The sequence below is a fragment of the Staphylococcus delphini genome, from assembly GCF_900636325.1.
GTDB lineage: Bacteria > Bacillota > Bacilli > Staphylococcales > Staphylococcaceae > Staphylococcus > Staphylococcus delphini.
Genome location: NZ_LR134263.1, coordinates 1,037,534 through 1,059,348, shown reverse-complemented (window position 1 = coordinate 1,059,348; position 21,815 = coordinate 1,037,534). Strand labels below are relative to the sequence as shown.

Here is a 21,815-nt window from a genome sequence, read left to right as displayed (position 1 = left end):
GAATAATAGTGTGCAAAGTTTAGAGGTCAGAGTGTCTAGCGTTGAGAGCGACGTTAAAAATATAAAAGCTGATTTAAAAGACTTGAAAAGGGAAATGTCTGAGCAAGATGAAAAAATAGAGAGAAAGATTGATGAGAAGTTCAAAGAGATTGAAACCAAAATTGATAAAAACAACGATGCTCAAACAACAAAGTCAGACAAAATAGCTGATGGTGTAGATACTATTAAAGAAACAATCTTTACAAACACTCTTACCCAACAAAAATTACAAAGTTCAATTGAATTACTACAAGCAGATAAAGAATCCGAAAAGCACGAAAGAAATAAACTTAAATGGGCTATTTACGGTGTGGGTTTCTCATTATTAGGCACACTTGTTTGGACATGGGTTCGATTGACTTTTGGTTTAATGTAAATAATTAAAGGTGGTGATTTTATGTTTAAATTAGCAGCTTCATTCTGGGCATGTTTCTGGTTTGGTATTTGCAAATAATCAATTGACTGAGGTGGTCTTTATGACTACCTCTTTTTATTTAACTATTAAATATTATGGAGTGATAAATACTTATGGATATTAAAATGATTATTAGAACGGCATTATTCGTGTACGCAGCAATTAACCAAGTTTTATTAGCACGTGGCTATAATCCTCTCCCATTCGTTGAAGGTGATGTTGAACAAGCGATTAACTTAATTATTGGTGGTTATTCTTCTTTTATGATTTGGTACAAGAATAACAACGTTACTTCTGAAGCTAAGCGTGCGCAAGATAAATTGAACAAGTACAAAGCAGAAAAGAAATATGCTAAAGCAACTGGTGGTACATTATCACAAATTAAGAACAGACCATTAGGCGATGATATTGATATTCGAGAAGGAAACAAATAATTATTATGTTGCCTCATACAGAATATTCAATTAAAGGAGAATTACAAAATTGGCTAAAAATTTATTAAATGAATTAATTTATGTGGACTTCAAAGAAGTGTCATCTATTCAATTAAAACAAGGTGATACTTCCCCTATCTTAATTAAACTTATCAACAATGCGGGAGTAAAGTCTCACAAGTCATTAAAAGAGTATGCAGCTGAAAGTTCGAGTCAGCGAGCCACTGTTTACTTATCAACAAGTAAGAACACAGTTGTGTTTAAACAAAGTTTTGAAGTAAAGAATGGTGCTATTGCATTAACTATCAATCAAGTATTACCTGTCGGAACATATTTCTTAGAGATTTTATATGATGGTAAAGTTTATCCTTCTGCTAATAGTTTGAGTGTCAGAATCAACCCGTCTGCTGATATTGCTCAAGAAGATATTATCAGCCTTGAAACTGTTGAAGCTATTGAAAGTAATATCCTTTCTAAAGTTCTTCCACAAGTACAAGAGCAAATTGACGCTTTATTATCAAACCAAGTGCAAAAATATTTAGCCGAGAATGGTCACAAGCTAAGAGGAGAACGTGGTGAAGCCGGTATTCGTGGTTTAACGGGTGAACGTGGAGCTGACGGTACTAGCGTAACAATATCTAATACTGAGACTTTAGGCAATGGCGATAAGAAAATTACATTTAGCACTGGCGAAACTATCACAATTCCTAAGGGTAACAAAGGTGAAGATGGCATCTCATTAACTATCAACAATATAGACAATGATAGTGACCCATCTAATGTCAAAATTACGTTTTCTGACAACACTGTCATTTCTATTCCAAAAGGGATTAATGGCGAGCGTGGTGAAAGAGGACTAAAAGGTGAAAATGGACGAGACGGCAGTGTCGTAACTATTGATGAAGACACTGGATTCTGGAAGATTGATGATGAATTAACAGAAGTTAAAGCACGAGTTGAAGCCTTGAGTGATGTTCCAATGGATAATGTAGCTGGCTTAAAAGAAAAGTTAAGTTTAATTGAACAATCGACTGAACAACAAATAACTCGCTTAAGACAACAAGAGTTAGCTGAAATCAATCGTAAAATTGAAGGTGTCGCTCCTCAAGTAACTCAGCAAAACCAACAGTATGTTGATAGAAAGATTGAAGAGCTTATTGATAGTGCACCAGAGAATTTAAACACGTTAAACGAGATTGCTCAAAAATTGCAAGAAGATAGTGCATTAAGTGCCTCTCTTGTTAAACAAATTTCATCTAAAGCAGCTACTACTGAGCTTGAGGAAGGATTACAATCAAAAGCTAACAAACAGCATACTCACAGTATCAGCGATATTACTGGGTTATCAGAACAATTGAGTCAAAAAGTTGAATCAGCATCTACTGAAAGTTTAGAAAACTATAAAGCTGAGGCAGATGAAAAGTTTGCGTTAAAGAATCATAACCATAACGGTGTGTATGCCCCACTATCGCATAACCATGAAGTACAACATATTACTGGATTGGAAGAACGCTTACAACAAGTTACAAATGGTTTAGACGGTAAAGATGGTAAATCAATTACAATTACCAATACAGTTACAAATTCAGACGGCAATGTTGTAATCACATTTAGTGACAACACAAGAGTTACTATTCCTAAGGGTGCTAAAGGAGACGCTGGTGCTACAGGTGCTACTGGTGAACGTGGACTTCAAGGCGCTGCCGGTAGAGACGGTAAGAATGTTGAAATCTCAAATATTGAGGAAACTTCAATTACTACGGGTGGTTGGGGTTGGTTAGGCGGTGGCACTACTACCAAAGTGACTCGTGTTACTTTTTCTGATGGTAAGACTGCAGACATTCCTCATGGTGCAAAAGGTGATACAGGAGATAGAGGTGCTAATGGTAAAGATGGTACCTCAATTTCTATCAAGAGTATTACGCCTACTGCAACGGGCAACAGAATCACATTTAGTGATAATAAGTCCATTGATGTAAAGAATGGTACTGACGGTAGAGATGGTAGAAGTTTCACCGTATGGACAGGTTCTCAAGCCGGTTATGACCGCTTATCAACAAAAGATGATAATACTATTTATCTGATAAAAGGGTGATTTTATGGCAATTTTAGACCTCAATAATACTGATAAATTGTTCTTTCAAGGCGTAGAATTTGATAAGTTATACTACGGAGGGGTCGAATTATGGAAGAAACAAGTCAACTTCACCCCTCTTCCGCTCCCAAACAATAAAACTCCCGATTATATGAGCGGCACAACTGCTAACTGGACTATTCAAGGTGTAACACCGAACAAAAATTATCATATAAGTGTTTCAAACGTTAAAAATGGAATTATGCGAGTGTCTCAAACACGTTTAGGAAACACTGACTTAGGTGTATCGGGAGTAAATGGTGGTGTTGCCGCAATTATAAAAACTGTAAGCAACCCTGAGGGTGTGGTTTACGTAACAATGAGTGAAGTATACACTGGCACACCAACATTAACAATATCTGAAATCTAAAAGAATACATTAACGCAAGCTGGCTAATTACGGTCAGCTTTTTTTATTTACACAAAATGAGGTGATTTAATGGCTCCTTCTAAAACAAAACAAGAAGCAATAAATTATGCACTTAGCTTAGAAGGCAAAGGTTTAGACTTTGACAATTTTGCTGGTTGGCAATGTTTCGATGTTGCTAACTATTACTGGAATTATATCTTTGGTCATGGTCTTAAAGGTGAAGGTGCAAAAGATATTCCTGACCCGAGATGGAATGACTTAACTCAAGAAGCATACATATATCCAAATACGCCTGAGTTCTTGGCTGAAAAAGGTGATTTAGCAATATTCAGTAGTCGTTTCGGTGGTGGATATGGACATGTAGGAATCGTGATTGAAGCTACTTTGGATTACATCGTCTTGCTAGAGCAAAACTGGTTTGGTGGAGGAATGAATAAGACCGAAGTAACAACACGAAGAAAACATAGTTATGAATACGATATGAAATTTGTAAGACCTAAGTATAAAAGCGAAGGAAGTGGTAACTTGTCCAAAAAGAAAATCTTATTAGTTGCTGGGCATGGTTTAGGTTATTGGTCTAATGATAGTGGTGCTGCTGCTAATGGATATAATGAACGTGACTTTATTCGTAAAAATATTGTGCCTAATGTAGCAAAACATTTACGAAAAGTTGGACATGATGTACATCTTTATGGCGGAGAAACAATGAACCAAGACTTATTCCAAGACACTCGATATGGCGAAATGGTAGGTAACTATTCAGACTATGGTATGTATTGGGTAGCTAGACAAGGCTTCGATAATGTAACTGAATTCCATTTAGATGCCGCTGGTGCTCAAGCTAGTGGTGGTCATGTTATTATTGGTTTAGGATTAGTACCTGACACTCTAGATAAGGCTATTCAAAACACTATCTATCATTTTGTTGGCACTATTAGAAATATTGACCCTAGAGATAATTTATTAAACGTCAACGTTGCAAAAAATAAAGGTGTAAACTATCGTTTAGCAGAGCTTGGTTTCATCACAAGTGTTAAAGACATGAATAACATTATTAACAATCTTGAGTCGTACACTCGTAGTATTGCTGAGGATATTCATGGTGGGAAACTAGAGTCTGTTAAACAACCAACAAAAGATAAAGCAAAAGTGGCAGTGAAAAAAGTTGTCGCTAAAGTGACTAATAAGAAACCAGCGCCTGCCGCTAATAATAGGAATAAACCTAAAACTGAATGGGCATGGAAAGGTCGATTTACTACATTTGCTAGTAACAGTCAGCCTATTGTTGTTAGACGTTCAGTTGGATTAAATGCAGCTAAAGTAGATGTAAATTCATGGATTTACCCGAACCAATGGGTGCCGTTTGATAGATTAATTAAGAAAGACGGTTATTGGTGGATTCGCTTTGAGTACCCTACTAATCCGTCAGCTGGTAAATTTTATATGCCAATTGGTAAGATTGGTAAAACTGGTAAAGTTAAAGTTGACAAAACATTATGGGGTACTTTAAATATTAAATCTTATGGATAGAATCATAAAAGGAGTTAAGCGCTTATGCCTAACTCCTTATCTTTTTGTTTTTACAACCTCTTAGAGACTAACCCTTCATCACATCATACTCAACCTTAAAACTATCCTCATTTTTAAGAATAATTGTATTTCCCGACTTGCTTCTCAACATCGTAATCACATCAGCGATATTGTCTTGTTGGAACATTAACTTTTCTTGCTCAGTCATTTTGTTATTGATTTCTAATTTTACTGCTACATTTGGCATTGAAACATTCCTCCCACTACATACGAACTTTCGTTCTTATAACGAACACATGTTCTATATAAATAATATAAGCTATAAAACGTCATAAATCAACTACTTAATTTGAATTATTAAAAGTTTGTGTGGAATGAATATGCAAACAAGACCATCATGGGAAGTTAGCCGATTGGTGGAAAATAATTAGTAAATCATCTTAAAGTAAATTGTAATTTATTCAACTTTTGTGAAAGGAATATCTCCTATTATTAATTTATCTCCAACAAGTTGAATGTCAACTTTATCTCCTTCTTCATCGATAGCAAGCAATTGTTCTCCCTCTTTTGTTATTTTAAACTTATGTGGTTGTGCTTTAGAATCTATATTGCTTGAAGAACCGTCATTTTCTAATATTTTCCCTTCACCATTTTTCACAGTGATAATTGCTTGAGTTTCCCCATCATATCCCTCCCATTTACCATTTAATTTCTTAATTTCTGAATCAGTGCAAGCACTTAATACAATTCCAATAAATAAAACAGTAAGCGTTAATAATAATTTTTTCATACATTTTCTCCTTTTGTTTAATTAATTATAATTATAGTCAAAACCATTATGCATTTCCATATTAATTTTGAAAAACCAAAAATAAAGTAATAATTTGTTGCTCAAATACTAAAAATGATGGAAACTAAAGAGGGGGACGCAAGAGGTAATTATTTGAAATATAATTCACGAAGCTAGTAGTATCAAGGGTTTAAGAAGTATTAATCACTTATGTGTACCAAGCATAAAATGTTTTATTAATATCCATATTAATAGTTGCCCCTAAAGGTTGAACGAAAGATGCAATTTCTGGTTTGACACCCATTTTTTTCGTACATTCCATTGAAACCGGAAGTGCCGCGTTAGAACTTGAGCCCCCGAAACCAACTGTAATTGCTGGGAAGAAACCTTTAAAAAATTCAATTGGGCTACGACCGGCTAAAAACTTCACTGCACCGCCATAAACGACAAAGAAATGAATAAAAAGTGCGGCTAATACAACGATAAAGTATAAACCGAGTTGTCTGATTGCACCAAAACCTGCGCCTGTAAATGCATGTGCGACAAGTCCAAATGTACCGATTGGCGCAAATACATTCATTACCATCGATATAATATACATCAGGACTTCATTAAACTGTTCGAAAAATTGATGTACTATCCGTCCTCGTTCGCCTACCATCATAATACCGATACCGATGAAAATCGCAAATGTAATAATCTGAAGCATATTTCCTGTTGTCATTGACTGAATCGCATTTTTCGGGAAGAAATTAATTAAAGTTTGATCAAATGTTTGATTGATTGGAGAAGCCCCAGTTGCCTTTTGATCATCTAATTTCTTTTGATATGTCGTAACTTCTTCTGATTTTAATAAGTCTGAATGGCCAGCACCTGGTTTAACGACTAATGCCAAACACATCGCTAACGTTATCGCAATCGCTGTTGTCGATAAGAAAAAGACGAGGGTTTTTAAGCCAATGCCACCTAGTAATTTGGGATCACCAACGCCAATCACACCGAGTACAATCGACACGAATACAACGGGTACTACAAGCATAAAGATCAGATTTAAGAAGATTTGACCAATGACGTTAAAAACATATTGATCGATAAATCCGACAAACTTAGACCCGACATAGAAATTGAAAATCGAACCTAACGCAATCCCTAAAATTAATGCTATAATAATTTTCACTGTTAATCCTTTAAATTTCATATTCACTATCCCCTTTAATGTTATAACAACATTATAGTCTGAAAATTAACAATATTGCAATCATTATTTTTATAGTTTTTACTAGATTTATCACACTTTTCATAGGATAATAGTAAAGTTAAATACATATCATTATGAAAAAGGTTAAGAAATTACAGTCTTAAATGCTTATCAATTAATTTTAGAGGTGTTTTCGTTGCAATTAGAATATAAAATTTCTCAAGCTAAAAAAGGCGCAACACTAAGCATCATTACTTATACATTTTTAACATTATTAAAAATTGCATACGGATGGTTAGCAAACAGTCATGGTTTGGTCGCTGATGGTATTAACAACGCGACAGATGTCATTAGTTCTATCGCTATACTTATCGCACTTCAAATTTCCATGAAGCCTGTGGATAAAAATCATCCTTATGGCCATTATCGCTCTGAATTTATCGCATCACTCATTGCTTCATTCATTATGTTTGCGGTGAGTATTCAAGTGATTATTACCGGCGTGAAGCACTTTTACCAAGGCGAGTTCGTTCAGCCAAGCCAATCTGCTATTATAGTCGGTCTGATTTCAAGTATTGTTATGTTTGCTGTATTTATTTTCAATCGTAATCTTTCTAGAAAAGTGAATAGTAGTGCTTTAAGAGCAGCAAGTTATGATAATCTCTCGGATGCACTTGTGTCGATTGGTACGGTGATTGGCGTTTTAGGTGTTTATATGGGCGTGCCGATGCTCGATACGATTGCAGCAATTGTGATTGGTTTGCTCATTATGAAAGCAAGTATCGATATTTTTAAAGAGACGGCCGTTACACTTACTGATGGCTATGATGAGGAAGAACTGGCACAAATTCAACAGATTATTTCTTCAATTCCTGGCATTAAAGAGATTCGTGATATTAAAGCGAGAAGTCACGGTGTTATTTCATTTATCGATGTCACAATCGCTGTCGATCCCAATTTAAATGTCATCGAAAGTCATGAAATATCTGATCATATTGAATCAAAATTGCAAGCACGGCTAGGTGAAGTTGAAACGATTGTACATATTGAGCCGTATTTATTGAATGACATAGAGTAAGCAATCAAAATAAAAACAGGAGAATGGGCTATGATGCGCCGTACTCCTGTTTTTTATTCAATAATTTCAAATTAAAACAAATGATTCTCCATGGCATAAATCGCCGCTTGTGTACGATCGGTCACTTCCAATTTAGAGAAAATGTGACTTACATGTGTTTTAATCGTCTTTTCCGATACGAATAAGGTTTCAGCAATCTCTTTATTCGTCTTCCCTTTCGCCATTTCTTTCAGCACTTCTGTTTCCCGTTTGGACAATTTATTGAGCATATGCGGCTTTGTAATGACAATATCCATCACCTGTTGCGCATCTTTATGAATCACTTTATCTCCTTGTAAAACCGTCTCAATAGAGGTCATTAATGCTTCTGGTTCGACATCCTTCATTTCATAACCGTCTGCACCTGCTTGCATCGCTGACATGACATGCTCTTCATCCACATAACTTGTGAGCACTAATATTTTAATATCTGCATGTTGTTCCTTCAGTTTTTGAATTAGTGTAATCCCATTCATTTCAGGCATGACCAAATCAACAAGGATAAGTTCTGGTTCGATTTGATCGGTTGCTAGTGCATCTAATAGTGCTTGACCTTCCCCAAAACTTCCTACAACTTCTATTTGTGGTTGTGTCGAAAGTAAAAATTCTAAACCTTGCCTTACTATAAAATGATCATCCACAAGTGCAATTTTAGGCATTATTGTCCCTCCCTTGGCTGTTGAAGTGGTAGTCGTATTGTAATTTCTGTCCCATGATCACTTGTCATATTTATTGTTCCTTTTAAAAATTTAATTCGTTGTCGCATATTCGACAATCCGTGTTTTTCGGCTGTATCCATTTGAGTCACGTCAAATCCCACGCCGTCATCCTTCAATTCTACAATCAGATATTCGTCTGTTTGGTTCAGCACAATATCCATATGATTCGTTTGCGCATGCTTTTTCGTATTATTCATCGCTTCTTGCATGACACGATACAGGTGGGTCTCAATTTTATTTTCTAAGTCAATGAGTCCTTTGACGGTCACATCGATATCTAGACCTATAAGACTCGCGTAATTTTTCAATGCATGAACAAGTCCATTTTCGAGGCCTACAGGTTTTAACTGCCAAATTAACGCGCGCATTTCATTCACAGCGTTTTGACTCGTTTGTTCTATCTGCATAAACGCACGTTTTGACGTTTCCTCTTGTGTCATTTGTCCTGCCGCATGTGCAGTTAATTTTAAAGAAAACAACATTTGATTAACCGAATCGTGTAAATCTCGGGCTAAACGGTTACGTTCATTAATGCGTGCCGCTTCTTTCTCTTGATTGTTCAAGTCAATCCGTTTTATCGCAGAACCGATTTGAAATGCGACAGATTCTAACAATTCGAGGTCTTCATCTGAGTAATGTGTCGTAAACGGCGTCGCGACATTTAACAGTCCAAATTGCTCATTACCAGATCGCAAAGGTACTGTCGCATGATGGGTAATATCTTCAGTTTCTGTCACAAATTCTCGACTGGCTAAATTAATGCGCGAACAGTTAATGATATTAGAGGCTTTGGTCAATTTGTGATTATGGTATGCTTGAACACACCAACATGTCCCTTCTTTCATATAATGGCATTGGCGATTCGTTAAAGCTGATGGTAATGAATACTGTGACTCTAATGTATGGTGGCCTTCTTCATCGATAAAAAATATCCATCCTGTCGTAAAATCGCTTCCCTTAATTAAAGAGTCTAGCGCACCGTCGAGCATGGATTGTAATTCAGTTTCTTCGTTAAGGAACTCCGCAATTTCCTTTAATAACGCCAATCTTGTTGGTTTTTCCATTATTGTCACTCCACTCATTGCTTCACATCAATCATCCAATTTTTATTCGTACATGGATGTACATTTAACTTTATTATACACGTTGTTTCAATGAATAAAACCATCAATCGCCTTTCGTTTTGTGTTATGATAAAAGAAATTAAGGAGGATTTTATGAAATTTAAAGTTGCCGATACATTTAATGAACAATCCATTCGTGACATATTTAAAACATTACAATTGCCGAAAAAAGAGTTGCATACATTAAATATGTCAAAATCTATCACAGTGAATAATGAAGCTGCAAATTTACAAACTATCGTCCATACAGGTGACGAAATTTACATTCCTGATGAAGACGCGAAAAGTCAATATTTACCGAGCTATCGTTATGCACAAATCGCTTATGAAGACGACTTTTTAGCGATTGTCTACAAACCTAAAGGCGTGAAAACACATCCGAATGATTTAAAAGAAAGTAATACATTAATGAACCATGTCATTTATACGTTGAACCACCCTTATGTTGAGCCTATTCATCGTCTTGACCAAGAGACAGTCGGCTTACTTATTGTGGCAAAGCATCCGATTATTAAAAAAATATTAGATCGTATGTTGGAAAATAATGACATTCATCGTATTTATAAAGCACAAGTGAAAAGTTTGTTGCCCATTAAGCCACAAACGATTGATTTACCGATTGGCAAGGATAAATTCCACCCGAATAAACGTCGTGTCTCTCCTACTGGTCAACGTGCAGTGACACATATCTTGTCTTCTGAAATGATTAAAGAAGGCGTTTGTGAAGTGCTGTTAAAGTTAGATACCGGTCGTACGCACCAAATTCGTGTACATCTTGCTGAAATCGGTTACCCTGTGCTGGGGGATCCATTATATAGTGATTCGAAATTACGTCAATTACAGCTTGAAAGTTATCAAATTGAAATGACGCATCCTATCACGCAACAACCGATTTCTGTGACGATTGATGATATTGAACAATAATTGATTACAGGCAGATTTGAGGGGCTTAGACAACACCATGTCTAAGCCCCTTTTTAAACTGTTCATTATTTCCGCTTCAGATGCCCTTTCACACGGTCCATCCAATTTCTTTTTGCGCGTACGGGTTGTCCTGTCTCAATCATATTTTGCTTGGACAATGCTAACCCATATTTTTGTGCTTCTCGCATTAAATATTCTTGTGAGTTGATTGGTGCTAACTCATTTTTAACGTAATGATACACACCCGAATCATCTTGATAACGGCCTTTTTGATTGTCAGAAAGTTGTAAGTGCATATAATCTACCAATCGTTTCGCAATACGTTTGTCCAAAATTGGGAATAAAATTTCAACTCGTTTAATCATATTGCGCGTCATCATATCTGCAGAAGATAAATAAATTTTCTCTTCGCCATTGTTATAGAAGTAATAAATACGCGAATGTTCTAACAAACGTCCGACGATACTTACGACTTCAATATTTTCGCTAATGCCCGGAATACCAGGTTTCAAACAACAGATTCCACGAATAATTAATTTCACTTGTACGCCTGCTTGTGATGCTTCATACAGCTTTTTAATTAACGCTTTATCCGTCAATGAATTCATTTTCATCATCATTTTACCGTTTCCGTGTTGACGATGGCTTTCGATTTCTTCATCGATACGTTCTATAAATAAGTCACGTATTTCGTATGGCGCCACAATCAATTGTTGATAATCTGGCTTCATGGAATAACCACTCAAATAATTGAAGAAATTCATTGCGTCTTCTCCAATTTCACGATTTGTTGTAATGATACCCATATCCGTATACAATTTAGCCGTTTTATCGTTGTAATTTCCTGTACCTAAATGCACGAAAGGAACGAGCGTACCATTGACACGTTTAACGACCAATGTAATTTTACTGTGGGTTTTTAAATGTGTCATCCCATACATGACGTGACAACCCGCTTCTTCCAACATTTTTGCCCAATGCACATTATTTTCCTCATCAAAACGCGCCTTTAACTCCACCAATACCGTGACTTGTTTACCATTTTCAGCGGCATTTTTAAGTGCTTCAATAATTGGTGAATCGCTGCTGACACGGTATAACGTTTGTTTAATTGCCAATGTATCCGGATCTTCAGATGCTTCCGTAATAAAATCAACAATCGGATCAAAGGATTCATACGGGTGGTGGAAGAAAATATCACGTTTCAACGCTAAATCATACACATTGTCATTGCCTAATGATTGCGGCACTTGTGGTGTATAGCGTTCATATTTCAAGTCTTTTAATTTATGTGATAAATGATCAACTAATTCAAAAACCATCGTTAAATCAAGTGGGCCATTCGTATAATACACATCTTGTGGTTCTAATTCTAACGTATCGATCAACCAATCCATTTGCATCTCTTGTTGTTCACGATGATCGATTTCTAATCTCACGGCTGCACCACTTTTACGCTCTTTTAAAAAGCGTTCAATTTCAATCAACAAATCTTCGGCACCATCTTCATGAATCGTTAAATCGGCATTTCTTGTAATTCTAAACGCATACGTATTCAGAATTTCATATCCTTTGAAAAGATGACCCATGAAAAAGGAAATCATATCCTCGATTAAAATGATGTATTGACGATTGCCTTCATTAATTGTAATAAAACGGTTTAATAATGTCGGAATTTGAACGATTGCAGAATTAATTTCATCACCAGTATCAATATCAACAAAAATGTTTAATGTTTTATTATTGAGTTTTGGAAATGGTCGATATGCATCAATGCCCAACGGTGTTAATGTCGGCAAAATATCATTTAAGAAGATGCGTTCCAGTTGCTTTCGCATGTCTTCGTTTAATACATCCGGTTTACATAAATACACATCATATGTTTTCAAAGTTTCAACTAAAGTATTGAAACGATGGTATTGAAAGGCAACGTTTTGACGATTTTTCTGTTCAATTGCCTTTAACTGTTGTTGCGGCGTTAATTGCGCTTTATTCTCAGGCTTATCAAATCCCATTTTGACTTGGTCTTTTAAACCTGCCACACGCACCATAAAGAATTCATCTAAATTTGCGCTCCCAATCGCAATAAACTTAAGTTGCTCGAGTAATGGGTTTTGATCGTCACAGGCTTCTTGCAATACTCTATAATTAAAGTCTAACCAGCTGACTTCACGATTGTTATAATAATCTGGATGGTTCAGGTCCAAATTTCCTTTTTCAATAGTCACTTTCATTGTCACCCCATTAATATTCTACAAAACATAGCACAAGTCCCTATTAAGCGTAACATAAAATGAATGGGCTATTATTTAAGCATTTGTAAAAATAATATTAACCTTTGTTTTAAGTACTTTTTCGATATGTTTCTTTTGTCGATTAGATTGATAAGATTCGGCAATCGATTCACCTTGATCATTGACAAACAAGTCGTAACCTTCTTTTGTTGCCTGTAATTTCACGTCTTGGACACTGTTTGTATTAGAGATATTTAACGCATTTACAAACTTGATAATGCCCCCTAACGCTTGAATGTCTGATAGTTCATCATCAGAAAACCAATTTGTCTCTTCACTATACAATTTGAGTAACGTTTTATTTTTAAAGCTTGCGAGTAATGCCAGTCGCACACGCTCTTTATGTGATAAACCGTTAATTCCCGAATTTGCGATAATGTAATACGTATGTTGGGAACTCGAATCGGAATCAATAAATCGACCTAAATAATAAATATACGCTGCCTCAAGAAAAACTTGCTTTAAATCTTCATCAATTTTAAGCTTTTTTTCTTTCGTCAACTGTTCTAAGAGCGATTCGGCTAGCTTAACTCGTTGATTGGCGCCACTTTCCTCGATTTTATACTCATTCGCTAAATGACGTAACGCATCTTGTAGCACATTGGTTTTATTAAATTCTTTTGGATACTTTTTAGCAATTTGATTCATAATGAAACCTTCACGTATCCCTTTTCTTGAAAAAGTGAACGCTGTCGCATCAATCATGTCGAATAACACATTAAATACCGATACGGCAGGTAAAATGATGTCTGCACGGTCACGACTCAACCCATCTAAAGTCGTTAACGTGTCACGTGAAGATTTTTTAAGCATTTGAAATACTTCTTTTAAATCACTTTGTTCCATCGTATAGCCATGAACGCCTGCGATAGGATACTGATGTAAAGACTGATGAATACGCGCACAGTTACGCGCAGAACCACCGATACCGACTAAATTAATATGCTGATTTTGTATCCATGACACTTTGCCAAATTCACTTTTCAAAAACTTTTCCATTTTCTTAATCGCATCTTTATCATTATGCTCTTTTCCTTCAAAGAACATCCGTGTTAAAGTGACAACACCGAACGGAAAACTGATGGCTTCTTTAATTTTTTTATCTTTGAAAAGCGTTAATTCTGTGGAGCCCCCACCAATATCGACAGTGATCCCATTTCGAATACTTGTCGTGTGCGTAACTGCATAAGAGCCATAAAAAGCTTCATCTTCTTCAGGAATCATAATAATTTCAAGGTCGAGTTCTTGTTGAATATGTTTTAAAATCGCTTTTTGGTTTTTGGATTGACGCATCGCTGCTGTCGCAATCGGATACAAATGTTCTACTTCAAAATCTGTCGCTACCTTTTTAAAACTTCTGAGTGCTGTCGTTAAAACATCGATCCCTTCTTGCGTCATATGTTGTTCAGAATCTAAATATTGACTTAATCGTGCCGGTGTTTTAATGTTTTGAATTTCGTTTAATCCTGTTTTTGGATCGTATTGAAAAATCACTAAGCGAATCGTGTTTGAACCAATATCTATTAAACCGTTACGTTCCATGTTTAAAACTTGCCTCCATACTATTTCGGGTGGACCATGTTTTCTGGCTTAATCCATTCCTCAAATTGTTCTTCTGTTACATAACCAGATTGAATTGCAGATTCTTTTAAAGTTAACCCTTCTTTATGTGCTTTTTTCGCAATGGCTGCTGCTTTTTCATATCCGATATGTGGGTTCAGCGCAGTTACAAGCATCAATGAACGGTTCAAATAGTTATCGATGTTTTCAGGGATAGGTTCGATACCTACTGCACAGTTTTGGTTAAATGTTTCCATACCATCAGCTAATAAATAAATAGATTGTAATGTATTATGCAAAATGACAGGTTTAAAGACGTTTAATTCGAAATTACCTTGGGAGCTTGAGAAACCGACTACCGTATCGTTACCCATGACTTGTACAGCTACCATTGTTAACATTTCACATTGCGTTGGGTTCACTTTACCTGGCATAATCGATGAACCTGGTTCGTTTTCAGGAATAGAAATCTCCGCTAAACCTGCACGAGGACCGGAAGCTAACCATCTGACATCATTCGCAATTTTCATTAAGTCACCCGCAAGTGCTTTGAGTGAACCATGTAATTGAACCACTTCGTCATGTGCAGTTAACGCATGGAATTTATTTTCAGATGATACAAATGGATAACCTGTATTTTCCGCAATATATCCTGCAACTTTTGTACCAAATTCAGGATGTGCATTAATACCAGTACCCACTGCTGTGCCGCCAATAGCTAAGTTTAAAATATGCTTTTTAGATTCTGCTAATAAGTTTTCACACACGTCAAGCATATAGCGCCAACCACTAATTTCTTGGCCTAACGTAATCGGTGTCGCATCTTGAAGGTGTGTACGACCAATTTTAATGATGTCTTTAAACTCATTTTCTTTTTTATAGAACGTTTCACGCAATCCTTTCAAGGCAGGTTCTAAATGTTTTTCCACTTCATGATATAGTGCAACGTGCATTGCTGTTGGGAATGTATCATTAGAACTTTGTGACTTGTTGACATCATCATTCGGGTGAATTGTTTCATCACTGCCGTTTTCTTTTAAGTATTCATTCGCCACATAGCTGACAACTTCATTCACATTCATATTACTTTGTGTACCGCTTCCTGTTTGCCACACAACTAATGGAAAATGTTCATCTAATTCGCCTGCTAATATACGATCACAAGCATGTACAATCGCATCTTTTTTCGCATCGCTTAACTTTCCTAATTCATTGTTTGCCAATGCAGCTGCACGTTTTAATTGTGCGAAACCATAAACGACCTCAATTGGCATTTTTTCTTTACCAACTGGAAAATTTTGTTTACTTCTTTGTGTTTGCGCACCCCAATATTTATCTGCAGGTACCTCAATTTCACCAAATGTATCATGTTCAATTCTTACTGACATATCTCTCGCTCCCCTTTAATTTTTGAATATTCTTGTCACTTAAATTATAGCATTAAACGAAATCGCCATTCAATGAACATTGGCGTGCAATTACGTTTTTTCTTCCAATAAAAAAGGCCGAGAAAATTAATTTCTCAACCTTATTTCTACAATATGTAAAAGTAGCATATTGAAAGACAAATCCATCGCCTCTACAAAGGGATAATTCAATGAAAACAATCCATCATTTATTCATTTGAAGTCGATTCTTTAACTTTTACCGCTTCAGTGTGCATAAATTTGTGTTTCACAGCTTGAACGACTGCAATAGCTGCCAAAATATACAAAACAAGGCCTATTACCATCGTGACCGGACTGATTTGGATTAACAAACCTAAAAAGCCACTGAATTGATTGTAAAAATCATCTAAATAAATCGTCAATGCGACTGTTATCGCGATACAACAAATAACACTGATGACGATGCCTTTTTGATTCGTTTTCACAAAAGTTTGAACGTGTGATTGTGCATCGTCGACTAAACCATTGGATAAGTTCAGTTGGAGTTGCACAATTTTAAACAATACCGGTAAATATAACGTCCCTAACGCCAATGGAAAGGCTTTAATCGATAATAAGTTGATGATTGTCGAAATTATAATTAACGTAATCCATTTCTGATGTAACTTCATGTATGTCACCTTTCATCATTTTTTAAACACGCTCCCATTTTATCACATTTGTCTTAACGTACACGAAAGAAAATAAAAAGACTGGACCATCATCATGGGAAACCAGCCTTCTCATTATAGTCTATTTTGTGTCTTTATCAAAACGCACTTTTGAATCATGGGATTGATTGAGTTTCTCTTCATCGTTCGCTTCAGAAATTTGTTCCATTTCTTTCCCGAGCTCCACGACATCATCAAAACTATCAACCATTTCATTGTCATAATGCTTTTGTTCGTCTTTCATTATGCCCGTCACCTCTTCTCTTATGCGTACAGTGAAGTAAAGTAATTGCGCACATCTTCAGGTAAACCTTGTGCAGCTACTTCATCAAGGACAACAGTTACCATACGATGTGATTTTAATGCTGAAGGAATAAATGTTGTATTCCCGTTTTCTTCGTATAATTTCTTCACTTGTTCTGCTTTCGCTGCACCTGTCACGACAACAATAATTTCACGCGCTGGTAATAAGGCGTCATTCATAGGAATACCGATTTGACCTTCTGTATCGATAGTCACGACTTGTAGTGTCAATTTACCTTTATTATCTTTTGTTTTTGCATGATGTTTAATAAATGCTTCCACTTTTTCATCTTCTGGTACGTGGTGAATTTGTTTTTCTGGGACACCTAATGCTTGATAATATGATTGTTGCGCGTCGTAATCCAATACATGAATTTGACTGAAATCAACGCTATGACGATCGACATCTTTTTTTAATGCATCTAATACAGGTGCTTCTTCTTGATTCAAATGAAACCCTACAATCGATGTCGGATTGTTATTTAACTGTTTTCTTAAGATATCTGCTGTGAAAGTTGCTGCTGTTTCTGCATCTTTAAATACTTTAAAATTCATTGCCATTATCGTACACTCCTCTATTGTCCTACTCGTCTTTTACATTAATAATTACATACCCATTTTAAACATCAATTAAAACATTAAAAAATGAGGAACATTCGGAAGGTTCTCCGTTATTGTTATTATAACCTTTTTTACACATTTGTTCTTGTGCGAACCTCAAACTTTGAACAATGTTATGAAATTCGTCCCTATCTATTGTAAATTCGGATAATTTTGTTGTCTTAACGCCTCATAAACTAAAATTGCTGCAGTATTCGATAAGTTTAATGCACGTACATTTTCGTTCATCGGGATACGTAACGCTGTATTATCATACTCATCTTTCACCCAGTCTGGTAATCCTGTTGTTTCTTTCCCGAAAATAAAATAATAGTTTTCATCAACATTTGAAAAATCTTGAGACGTATGTTTTTTTGAGCCGAACTTTGTCAGTAAAAAGTATTGGCCCTCTGTTTGTTCAAAAAATGATTCAATATTATCGTAATATGTAATCGATACATATTTCCAATAATCTAAACCGGCACGTCGCAACATTTTATCGTCAGTACTAAAACCTAGTGGACGAATTAAATGTAAATGTGTGTCAGTCGCTGCACATGTCCGTGCAATATTCCCCGTATTCGCAGGAATTTCTGGTTGATATAAAACTACATGAATTGGCATTATTCATCTCTCCTCATTTCTAATCCTTTAATCATCTCGACTTGGACTTCTTCAAGTTCATTATCATAATGTGACATGACATAATCTTTGGCCGCGTCACCTAAAATTTGACCAATTGCCCAAAAGGCCGTCGCACGAATCATAGGTCTCGGATCCGTTTCAGCCACATCTTTTAAATCGGGAATTGCTGTTTCTTCTTTAAAATGCGCCAGTGCAAGAATCGCATTACGTTGAATCGGCTTTTTACCTCTCCACGCACCTGCAAGATGTCCAAATGTATTTTTAAACGTCTTATTATTCATTTTCAGTAATGGAACTAATCGTGGTTTTAAAATTTCTGGCTCTAAATGTATATCGTCTTGTTCCGTATTAATGCCTCGATTTTTCGGACAAACTTGTTGACACGTATCACAACCGTATAGACGATTACCGATTTTATAACGATATTCATCGGGTAAATAGCTTTTCGTTTGAGTTAAAAAGCTAATACATTTTTGGCTGTTCAATTGCCCATTACCAACGAGCGCGCCAGTAGGACAACGATCGACACAAATCGTACAGTCACCACAACTGTCAAGGAGTGGATCATCGGGTGGAAATGGAATACTCACTAACATTTCTCCTAAATACGACCACGTCCCTAAGTCAGGATTAATAACGAAACCATTGCGTCCTACAAATCCAAGCCCCGCGCGTTCTGCAACAGCACGGTCAGATAGCACGCCTGTATCCACCATTGACATGAGCTCTACATCAGGTACTTTACTTTGTATAAAAGCAGCCAAATCATCTAAACGTCGCCGCATAATCGAATGGTAATCTTGCCCCCATGATGCGCGTGCAAACATGCCTCGACGATCACCGCGAACACTTTTAGGCGCACCTTTTAATTTATTCGGGTATCCGACAGCAATCGCAATAATTGAACGTGCAGTCGGTAATGATAATTTCGGCTCTGTGCGTAAAGCGATATCAGACGGCTCAAAACCGGATGCATATCCTTTTGCATGATAATCGACAAGTTTTTGTTTCAATTCATCAAAAGGGTCTGCAGTGGTAAAACCAATACGATTGATACCTATTGTGTGTGCATATGCGATTATCTCTTCTTTCAATGCCCGTACATCCATCATGTCACCTCTTTAAAATCACCATACTATTTTAACATATCTGACTGTCATTGCGTGGAATTATTCCATAGAAGCTCGGAATCTCATCTACATCATTTGACGCTTCAACTAAAAAAGAGCCGGAATCAAATTAAATTCCTAGCTCTTTCATTGATTTTTAGTTTAACACACGTTTCAAGAAGTTTTGTGTACGTTCATGTTGCGGATTTTCAAATATTTCATGCGGTGGTCCATCTTCTACCACTACACCATCTGCCATAAATACAACACGATCACTCACATTTTTCGCAAAATCCATCTCATGTGTCACGACAACCATGGTCATTCCTTCTTTAGCGAGTGATTTCATAACTGCTAATACTTCTCCAACCACTTCAGGATCTAATGCGGATGTCGGTTCGTCAAATAACAACACGTCAGGATCCATCGCCAACGCACGCGCAATCGCAACCCTTTGCTTTTGTCCACCTGATAATTGATTCGGATAGGATTCTGCTTTATCTGCCAAACCTACTTTTGATAATAAGTCCAATGCACGTGTTTTTAATTGTTGTGCATCCCCTTTTTTCAATAATTGTGGCGCTAGCATTATATTATCAATCACCTTTTTATGTGGAAATAAATTAAAATTTTGAAATACCATGCCCATTTTTTGACGTAATTCATCCACTTTAGTGCCATTATCAGTCAAATCGCGACCTTCAAAAATGACTTGCCCTGATGTCGGAACTTCTAATAAATTCATACATCTGAGTAATGTACTTTTTCCGCTTCCAGAAGGACCAATGATCGCGACCACTTCACCTTGTGCAATTTCTAAATCAATACCTGTTAACACTTCATTTTGACCAAACGATTTATTTAACTTTGAAATTTTAATCACTGATACTCATTCTCCCTTCTAAAAAGCTCATTAAACGTGACAGTGTGAACGTTAAAATAAAGTACAATACAGCGGCGATTAATAATGGTGTGAATGGGTCAAATGACGCCCCTTGTACAACTTGTGCATTGAACATAATTTCACTCACACCAATGACAGAGACGATAGAAGACTCTTTAATGACTGTCACAAACTCATTCCCTAGTGCAGGTAAAATCTTTTTAATCGCTTGCGGCATAATGACTGACTTCATCGTTTGACTGTAACTTAAACCTAAACTACGTGCCGCCTCCATTTGACCTTTATCTACGGCATTAATCCCTGCACGAATAATTTCTGCAATGTAGGCCGAACAGTTAATCACTAACGCGATGGCCCCACAAATAAATGCTGAAATGTCTAAACCTAATACTGCTGTTGTACCAAAAAACACTAAAAAGACTTGTACGAGTAACGGTGTACCACGTAAAAACTCGATATACGCTGAAGCAAACCATTTTAACGGACGAATTGTACTAATTTTCATCAACGCGAACATAGAACCAAATACTGCCCCAAATACAACACCGATTAATGAAATAACAATCGTGCTTTTAATACCTGTTAAGAAAAACGCCCCATATTTTGTTAAAAAGCTACCATCATCTTGCATGGCATCTGCAGCAATTTTTTCATATTTCGCTATCAAATTGTGATCATTGACGTCTGCAATAGATTGATTCACTCGCTTTAATAACTTAGGTGAATCTTTCGGAACAGCAATAGCAGTGGGTTTTTTAGAATCTGCAAATGATGCATCTGAAAAAGTTAATTCTTCATTTTGTGCTAAATAGGCTTTACCTACTGCACTATCCATGACAATCGCATCCACTTTGTTACTTTTTAAAGATAAAATGACTTCAGGCAAACGTGTTAATGATTGTATATCCGCACCTTCAATCTCTTTTTGCGCTAATTCTTCTTGTGTCGTTTGTTTTTGCGCCCCTATACGATGATGTGCCAAATCTTTCAACGTTTTAAATTTATCTTTATCCTTTTTACGAACAACGACTTTTTGATCCACTGTCATATAGTTATCAGAAAAATCCACTTCTTTTTTACGTTCAGCTGTTGGTGTCATCCCAGAAATAATCATGTCGATTTTTCCAGTTTTTAAAGCACCGAGCAAACTATCAAATTGCATATTGACGATTTTTAATTTAACGCCATTATCTTTCGCAATTTTTTTAGCGAGTTCAATATCGATACCTGCATATTCCCGTTCACCATTCACCGTTCTTTCAAATTCCATTGGCGCATAATCTGCAGATAGCCCCACTCTCAATTCTCCACGTTCTTTAATGACATCCCACTGATCCTCACTTGCAGCTTGGGCATCATACTTCGTGGGAATTCCCGAAATACAAAATACGACGATTAACATCATTGTCACCAGTTTCCCCAAATACTTCATTACATTGCCTCCTCCCGATAATATTGATTATTATACATTTATACGTAAGTTTATGCAATAACATTTTCAGAATTTT

21 protein-coding genes and 1 pseudogene are annotated in these 21,815 nt (G+C 36.3%); 7 read left to right on the top strand and 15 right to left on the bottom strand.

What is annotated here, in order from left to right; translation table 11 throughout:
• The first annotated feature begins 10 nt into the window (after nucleotides 1-10).
• From EL101_RS04895 to EL101_RS04875, 5 genes are all read left to right on the top strand, one after another.
• Complete coding sequence (locus EL101_RS04895; protein WP_096597565.1) at nucleotides 11-415, top strand: guided entry of tail-anchored proteins factor 1; 405 nt, start codon at nucleotides 11-13, stop codon at nucleotides 413-415.
• A 152-nt stretch (nucleotides 416-567) separates the two neighbouring features.
• Nucleotides 568-888 carry a phage holin gene (locus tag EL101_RS04890; protein ID WP_096597567.1) on the top strand — a complete coding sequence of 107 codons (321 nt, stop codon included), beginning with the start codon at nucleotides 568-570 and terminating at the stop codon, nucleotides 886-888.
• A 49-nt stretch (nucleotides 889-937) separates the two neighbouring features.
• Nucleotides 938-2,983 (top strand): phage upper tail fiber protein, encoded by a 2,046-nt coding sequence (locus EL101_RS04885; protein ID WP_096597569.1) that lies wholly within the window; start codon nucleotides 938-940, stop codon nucleotides 2,981-2,983.
• A 4-nt stretch (nucleotides 2,984-2,987) separates the two neighbouring features.
• Nucleotides 2,988-3,392, top strand: coding sequence for a hypothetical protein (locus EL101_RS04880; RefSeq protein ID WP_096597571.1), 405 nt, complete (start codon nucleotides 2,988-2,990; stop codon nucleotides 3,390-3,392).
• A 69-nt stretch (nucleotides 3,393-3,461) separates the two neighbouring features.
• Nucleotides 3,462-4,922, top strand: coding sequence for an N-acetylmuramoyl-L-alanine amidase (locus EL101_RS04875; protein ID WP_096597573.1), 1,461 nt, complete (start codon nucleotides 3,462-3,464; stop codon nucleotides 4,920-4,922).
• A gap of 67 nt (nucleotides 4,923-4,989) precedes the next feature.
• Here EL101_RS04875 and EL101_RS04870 read toward each other — a convergent pair whose 3' ends face one another.
• The 3 genes and pseudogenes from EL101_RS04870 to EL101_RS04860 form a co-directional block, all read right to left on the bottom strand.
• On the bottom strand, nucleotides 4,990-5,169 hold the full coding sequence (locus EL101_RS04870) for a hypothetical protein (RefSeq protein ID WP_096597575.1): 180 nt from the start codon (nucleotides 5,167-5,169) through the stop codon (nucleotides 4,990-4,992).
• 210 nt (nucleotides 5,170-5,379) lie between these two features.
• A complete protein-coding gene (locus EL101_RS04865) occupies nucleotides 5,380-5,712 on the bottom strand; it encodes a hypothetical protein (protein ID WP_096597577.1) in 333 nt (110 codons plus the stop codon).
• Between the two features lie 241 nt (nucleotides 5,713-5,953).
• Nucleotides 5,954-6,910: pseudogene (locus EL101_RS04860) on the bottom strand (dicarboxylate/amino acid:cation symporter); the annotation flags it as partial.
• A 196-nt stretch (nucleotides 6,911-7,106) separates the two neighbouring features.
• Between EL101_RS04860 and EL101_RS04855 the strand changes: the two are divergent.
• Entirely contained in the window at nucleotides 7,107-7,988 is an 882-nt protein-coding gene (locus EL101_RS04855) for a cation diffusion facilitator family transporter (protein ID WP_096598619.1), read from the top strand.
• Between the two features lie 71 nt (nucleotides 7,989-8,059).
• Here EL101_RS04855 and EL101_RS04850 read toward each other — a convergent pair whose 3' ends face one another.
• Entirely contained in the window at nucleotides 8,060-8,686 is a 627-nt protein-coding gene (locus EL101_RS04850; RefSeq protein WP_096598617.1) for a response regulator, read from the bottom strand.
• The gene (locus EL101_RS04845; protein WP_096598615.1) at nucleotides 8,686-9,810 is read right to left on the bottom strand and encodes a GAF domain-containing sensor histidine kinase; all 1,125 of its coding nucleotides are present in this window, start codon (nucleotides 9,808-9,810) and stop codon (nucleotides 8,686-8,688) included. Before EL101_RS04845 ends, EL101_RS04850 begins: the two co-directional genes overlap by 1 nt.
• A 153-nt stretch (nucleotides 9,811-9,963) precedes the next feature.
• Between EL101_RS04845 and EL101_RS04840 the strand changes: the two genes are divergently transcribed.
• Complete coding sequence (locus tag EL101_RS04840; RefSeq protein WP_096541946.1) at nucleotides 9,964-10,794, top strand: RluA family pseudouridine synthase; 831 nt, start codon at nucleotides 9,964-9,966, stop codon at nucleotides 10,792-10,794.
• 65 nt (nucleotides 10,795-10,859) lie between these two features.
• Here the strand turns inward: EL101_RS04840 and EL101_RS04835 are convergent, their stop codons facing one another.
• The 10 genes from EL101_RS04835 to EL101_RS04795 all read right to left on the bottom strand — a co-directional run bounded on the left by EL101_RS04835 (nucleotide 10,860) and on the right by EL101_RS04795 (nucleotide 21,739).
• Nucleotides 10,860-13,022 carry an RNA degradosome polyphosphate kinase gene (locus EL101_RS04835; protein WP_373364893.1) on the bottom strand — a complete coding sequence of 721 codons (2,163 nt, stop codon included), beginning with the start codon at nucleotides 13,020-13,022 and terminating at the stop codon, nucleotides 10,860-10,862.
• Between the two features lie 81 nt (nucleotides 13,023-13,103).
• A complete protein-coding gene (gene ppx, locus EL101_RS04830; RefSeq protein WP_096598612.1) occupies nucleotides 13,104-14,630 on the bottom strand; it encodes an exopolyphosphatase in 1,527 nt (508 codons plus the stop codon).
• 20 nt (nucleotides 14,631-14,650) lie between these two features.
• A complete protein-coding gene (gene fumC / locus EL101_RS04825; protein ID WP_096598610.1) occupies nucleotides 14,651-16,036 on the bottom strand; it encodes a class II fumarate hydratase in 1,386 nt (461 codons plus the stop codon).
• 227 nt (nucleotides 16,037-16,263) lie between these two features.
• Nucleotides 16,264-16,707, bottom strand: coding sequence for a hypothetical protein (locus tag EL101_RS04820; protein WP_096598608.1), 444 nt, complete (start codon nucleotides 16,705-16,707; stop codon nucleotides 16,264-16,266).
• Between the two features lie 121 nt (nucleotides 16,708-16,828).
• On the bottom strand, nucleotides 16,829-16,990 hold the full coding sequence (locus EL101_RS13215) for an SAS053 family DNA gyrase inhibitor (protein WP_164715568.1): 162 nt from the start codon (nucleotides 16,988-16,990) through the stop codon (nucleotides 16,829-16,831).
• A gap of 20 nt (nucleotides 16,991-17,010) precedes the next feature.
• A complete protein-coding gene (locus EL101_RS04815) occupies nucleotides 17,011-17,610 on the bottom strand; it encodes a 6-phosphogluconolactonase (protein WP_096598606.1) in 600 nt (199 codons plus the stop codon).
• 192 nt (nucleotides 17,611-17,802) lie between these two features.
• A complete protein-coding gene (trmL, locus tag EL101_RS04810) occupies nucleotides 17,803-18,273 on the bottom strand; it encodes a tRNA (uridine(34)/cytosine(34)/5-carboxymethylaminomethyluridine(34)-2'-O)-methyltransferase TrmL (RefSeq protein WP_096598604.1) in 471 nt (156 codons plus the stop codon).
• On the bottom strand, nucleotides 18,273-19,403 hold the full coding sequence (gene queG / locus EL101_RS04805; RefSeq protein WP_096598602.1) for a tRNA epoxyqueuosine(34) reductase QueG: 1,131 nt from the start codon (nucleotides 19,401-19,403) through the stop codon (nucleotides 18,273-18,275). Before queG ends, trmL begins: the two co-directional genes overlap by 1 nt.
• Before the next feature lie 157 nt (nucleotides 19,404-19,560).
• Complete coding sequence (locus EL101_RS04800; RefSeq protein WP_096598600.1) at nucleotides 19,561-20,286, bottom strand: amino acid ABC transporter ATP-binding protein; 726 nt, start codon at nucleotides 20,284-20,286, stop codon at nucleotides 19,561-19,563.
• Entirely contained in the window at nucleotides 20,279-21,739 is a 1,461-nt protein-coding gene (locus EL101_RS04795) for an ABC transporter substrate-binding protein/permease (protein ID WP_096598598.1), read from the bottom strand. The genes EL101_RS04800 and EL101_RS04795 overlap by 8 nt, the downstream gene beginning before the upstream one ends.
• Between the last annotated feature and the right edge of the window lie 76 nt (nucleotides 21,740-21,815).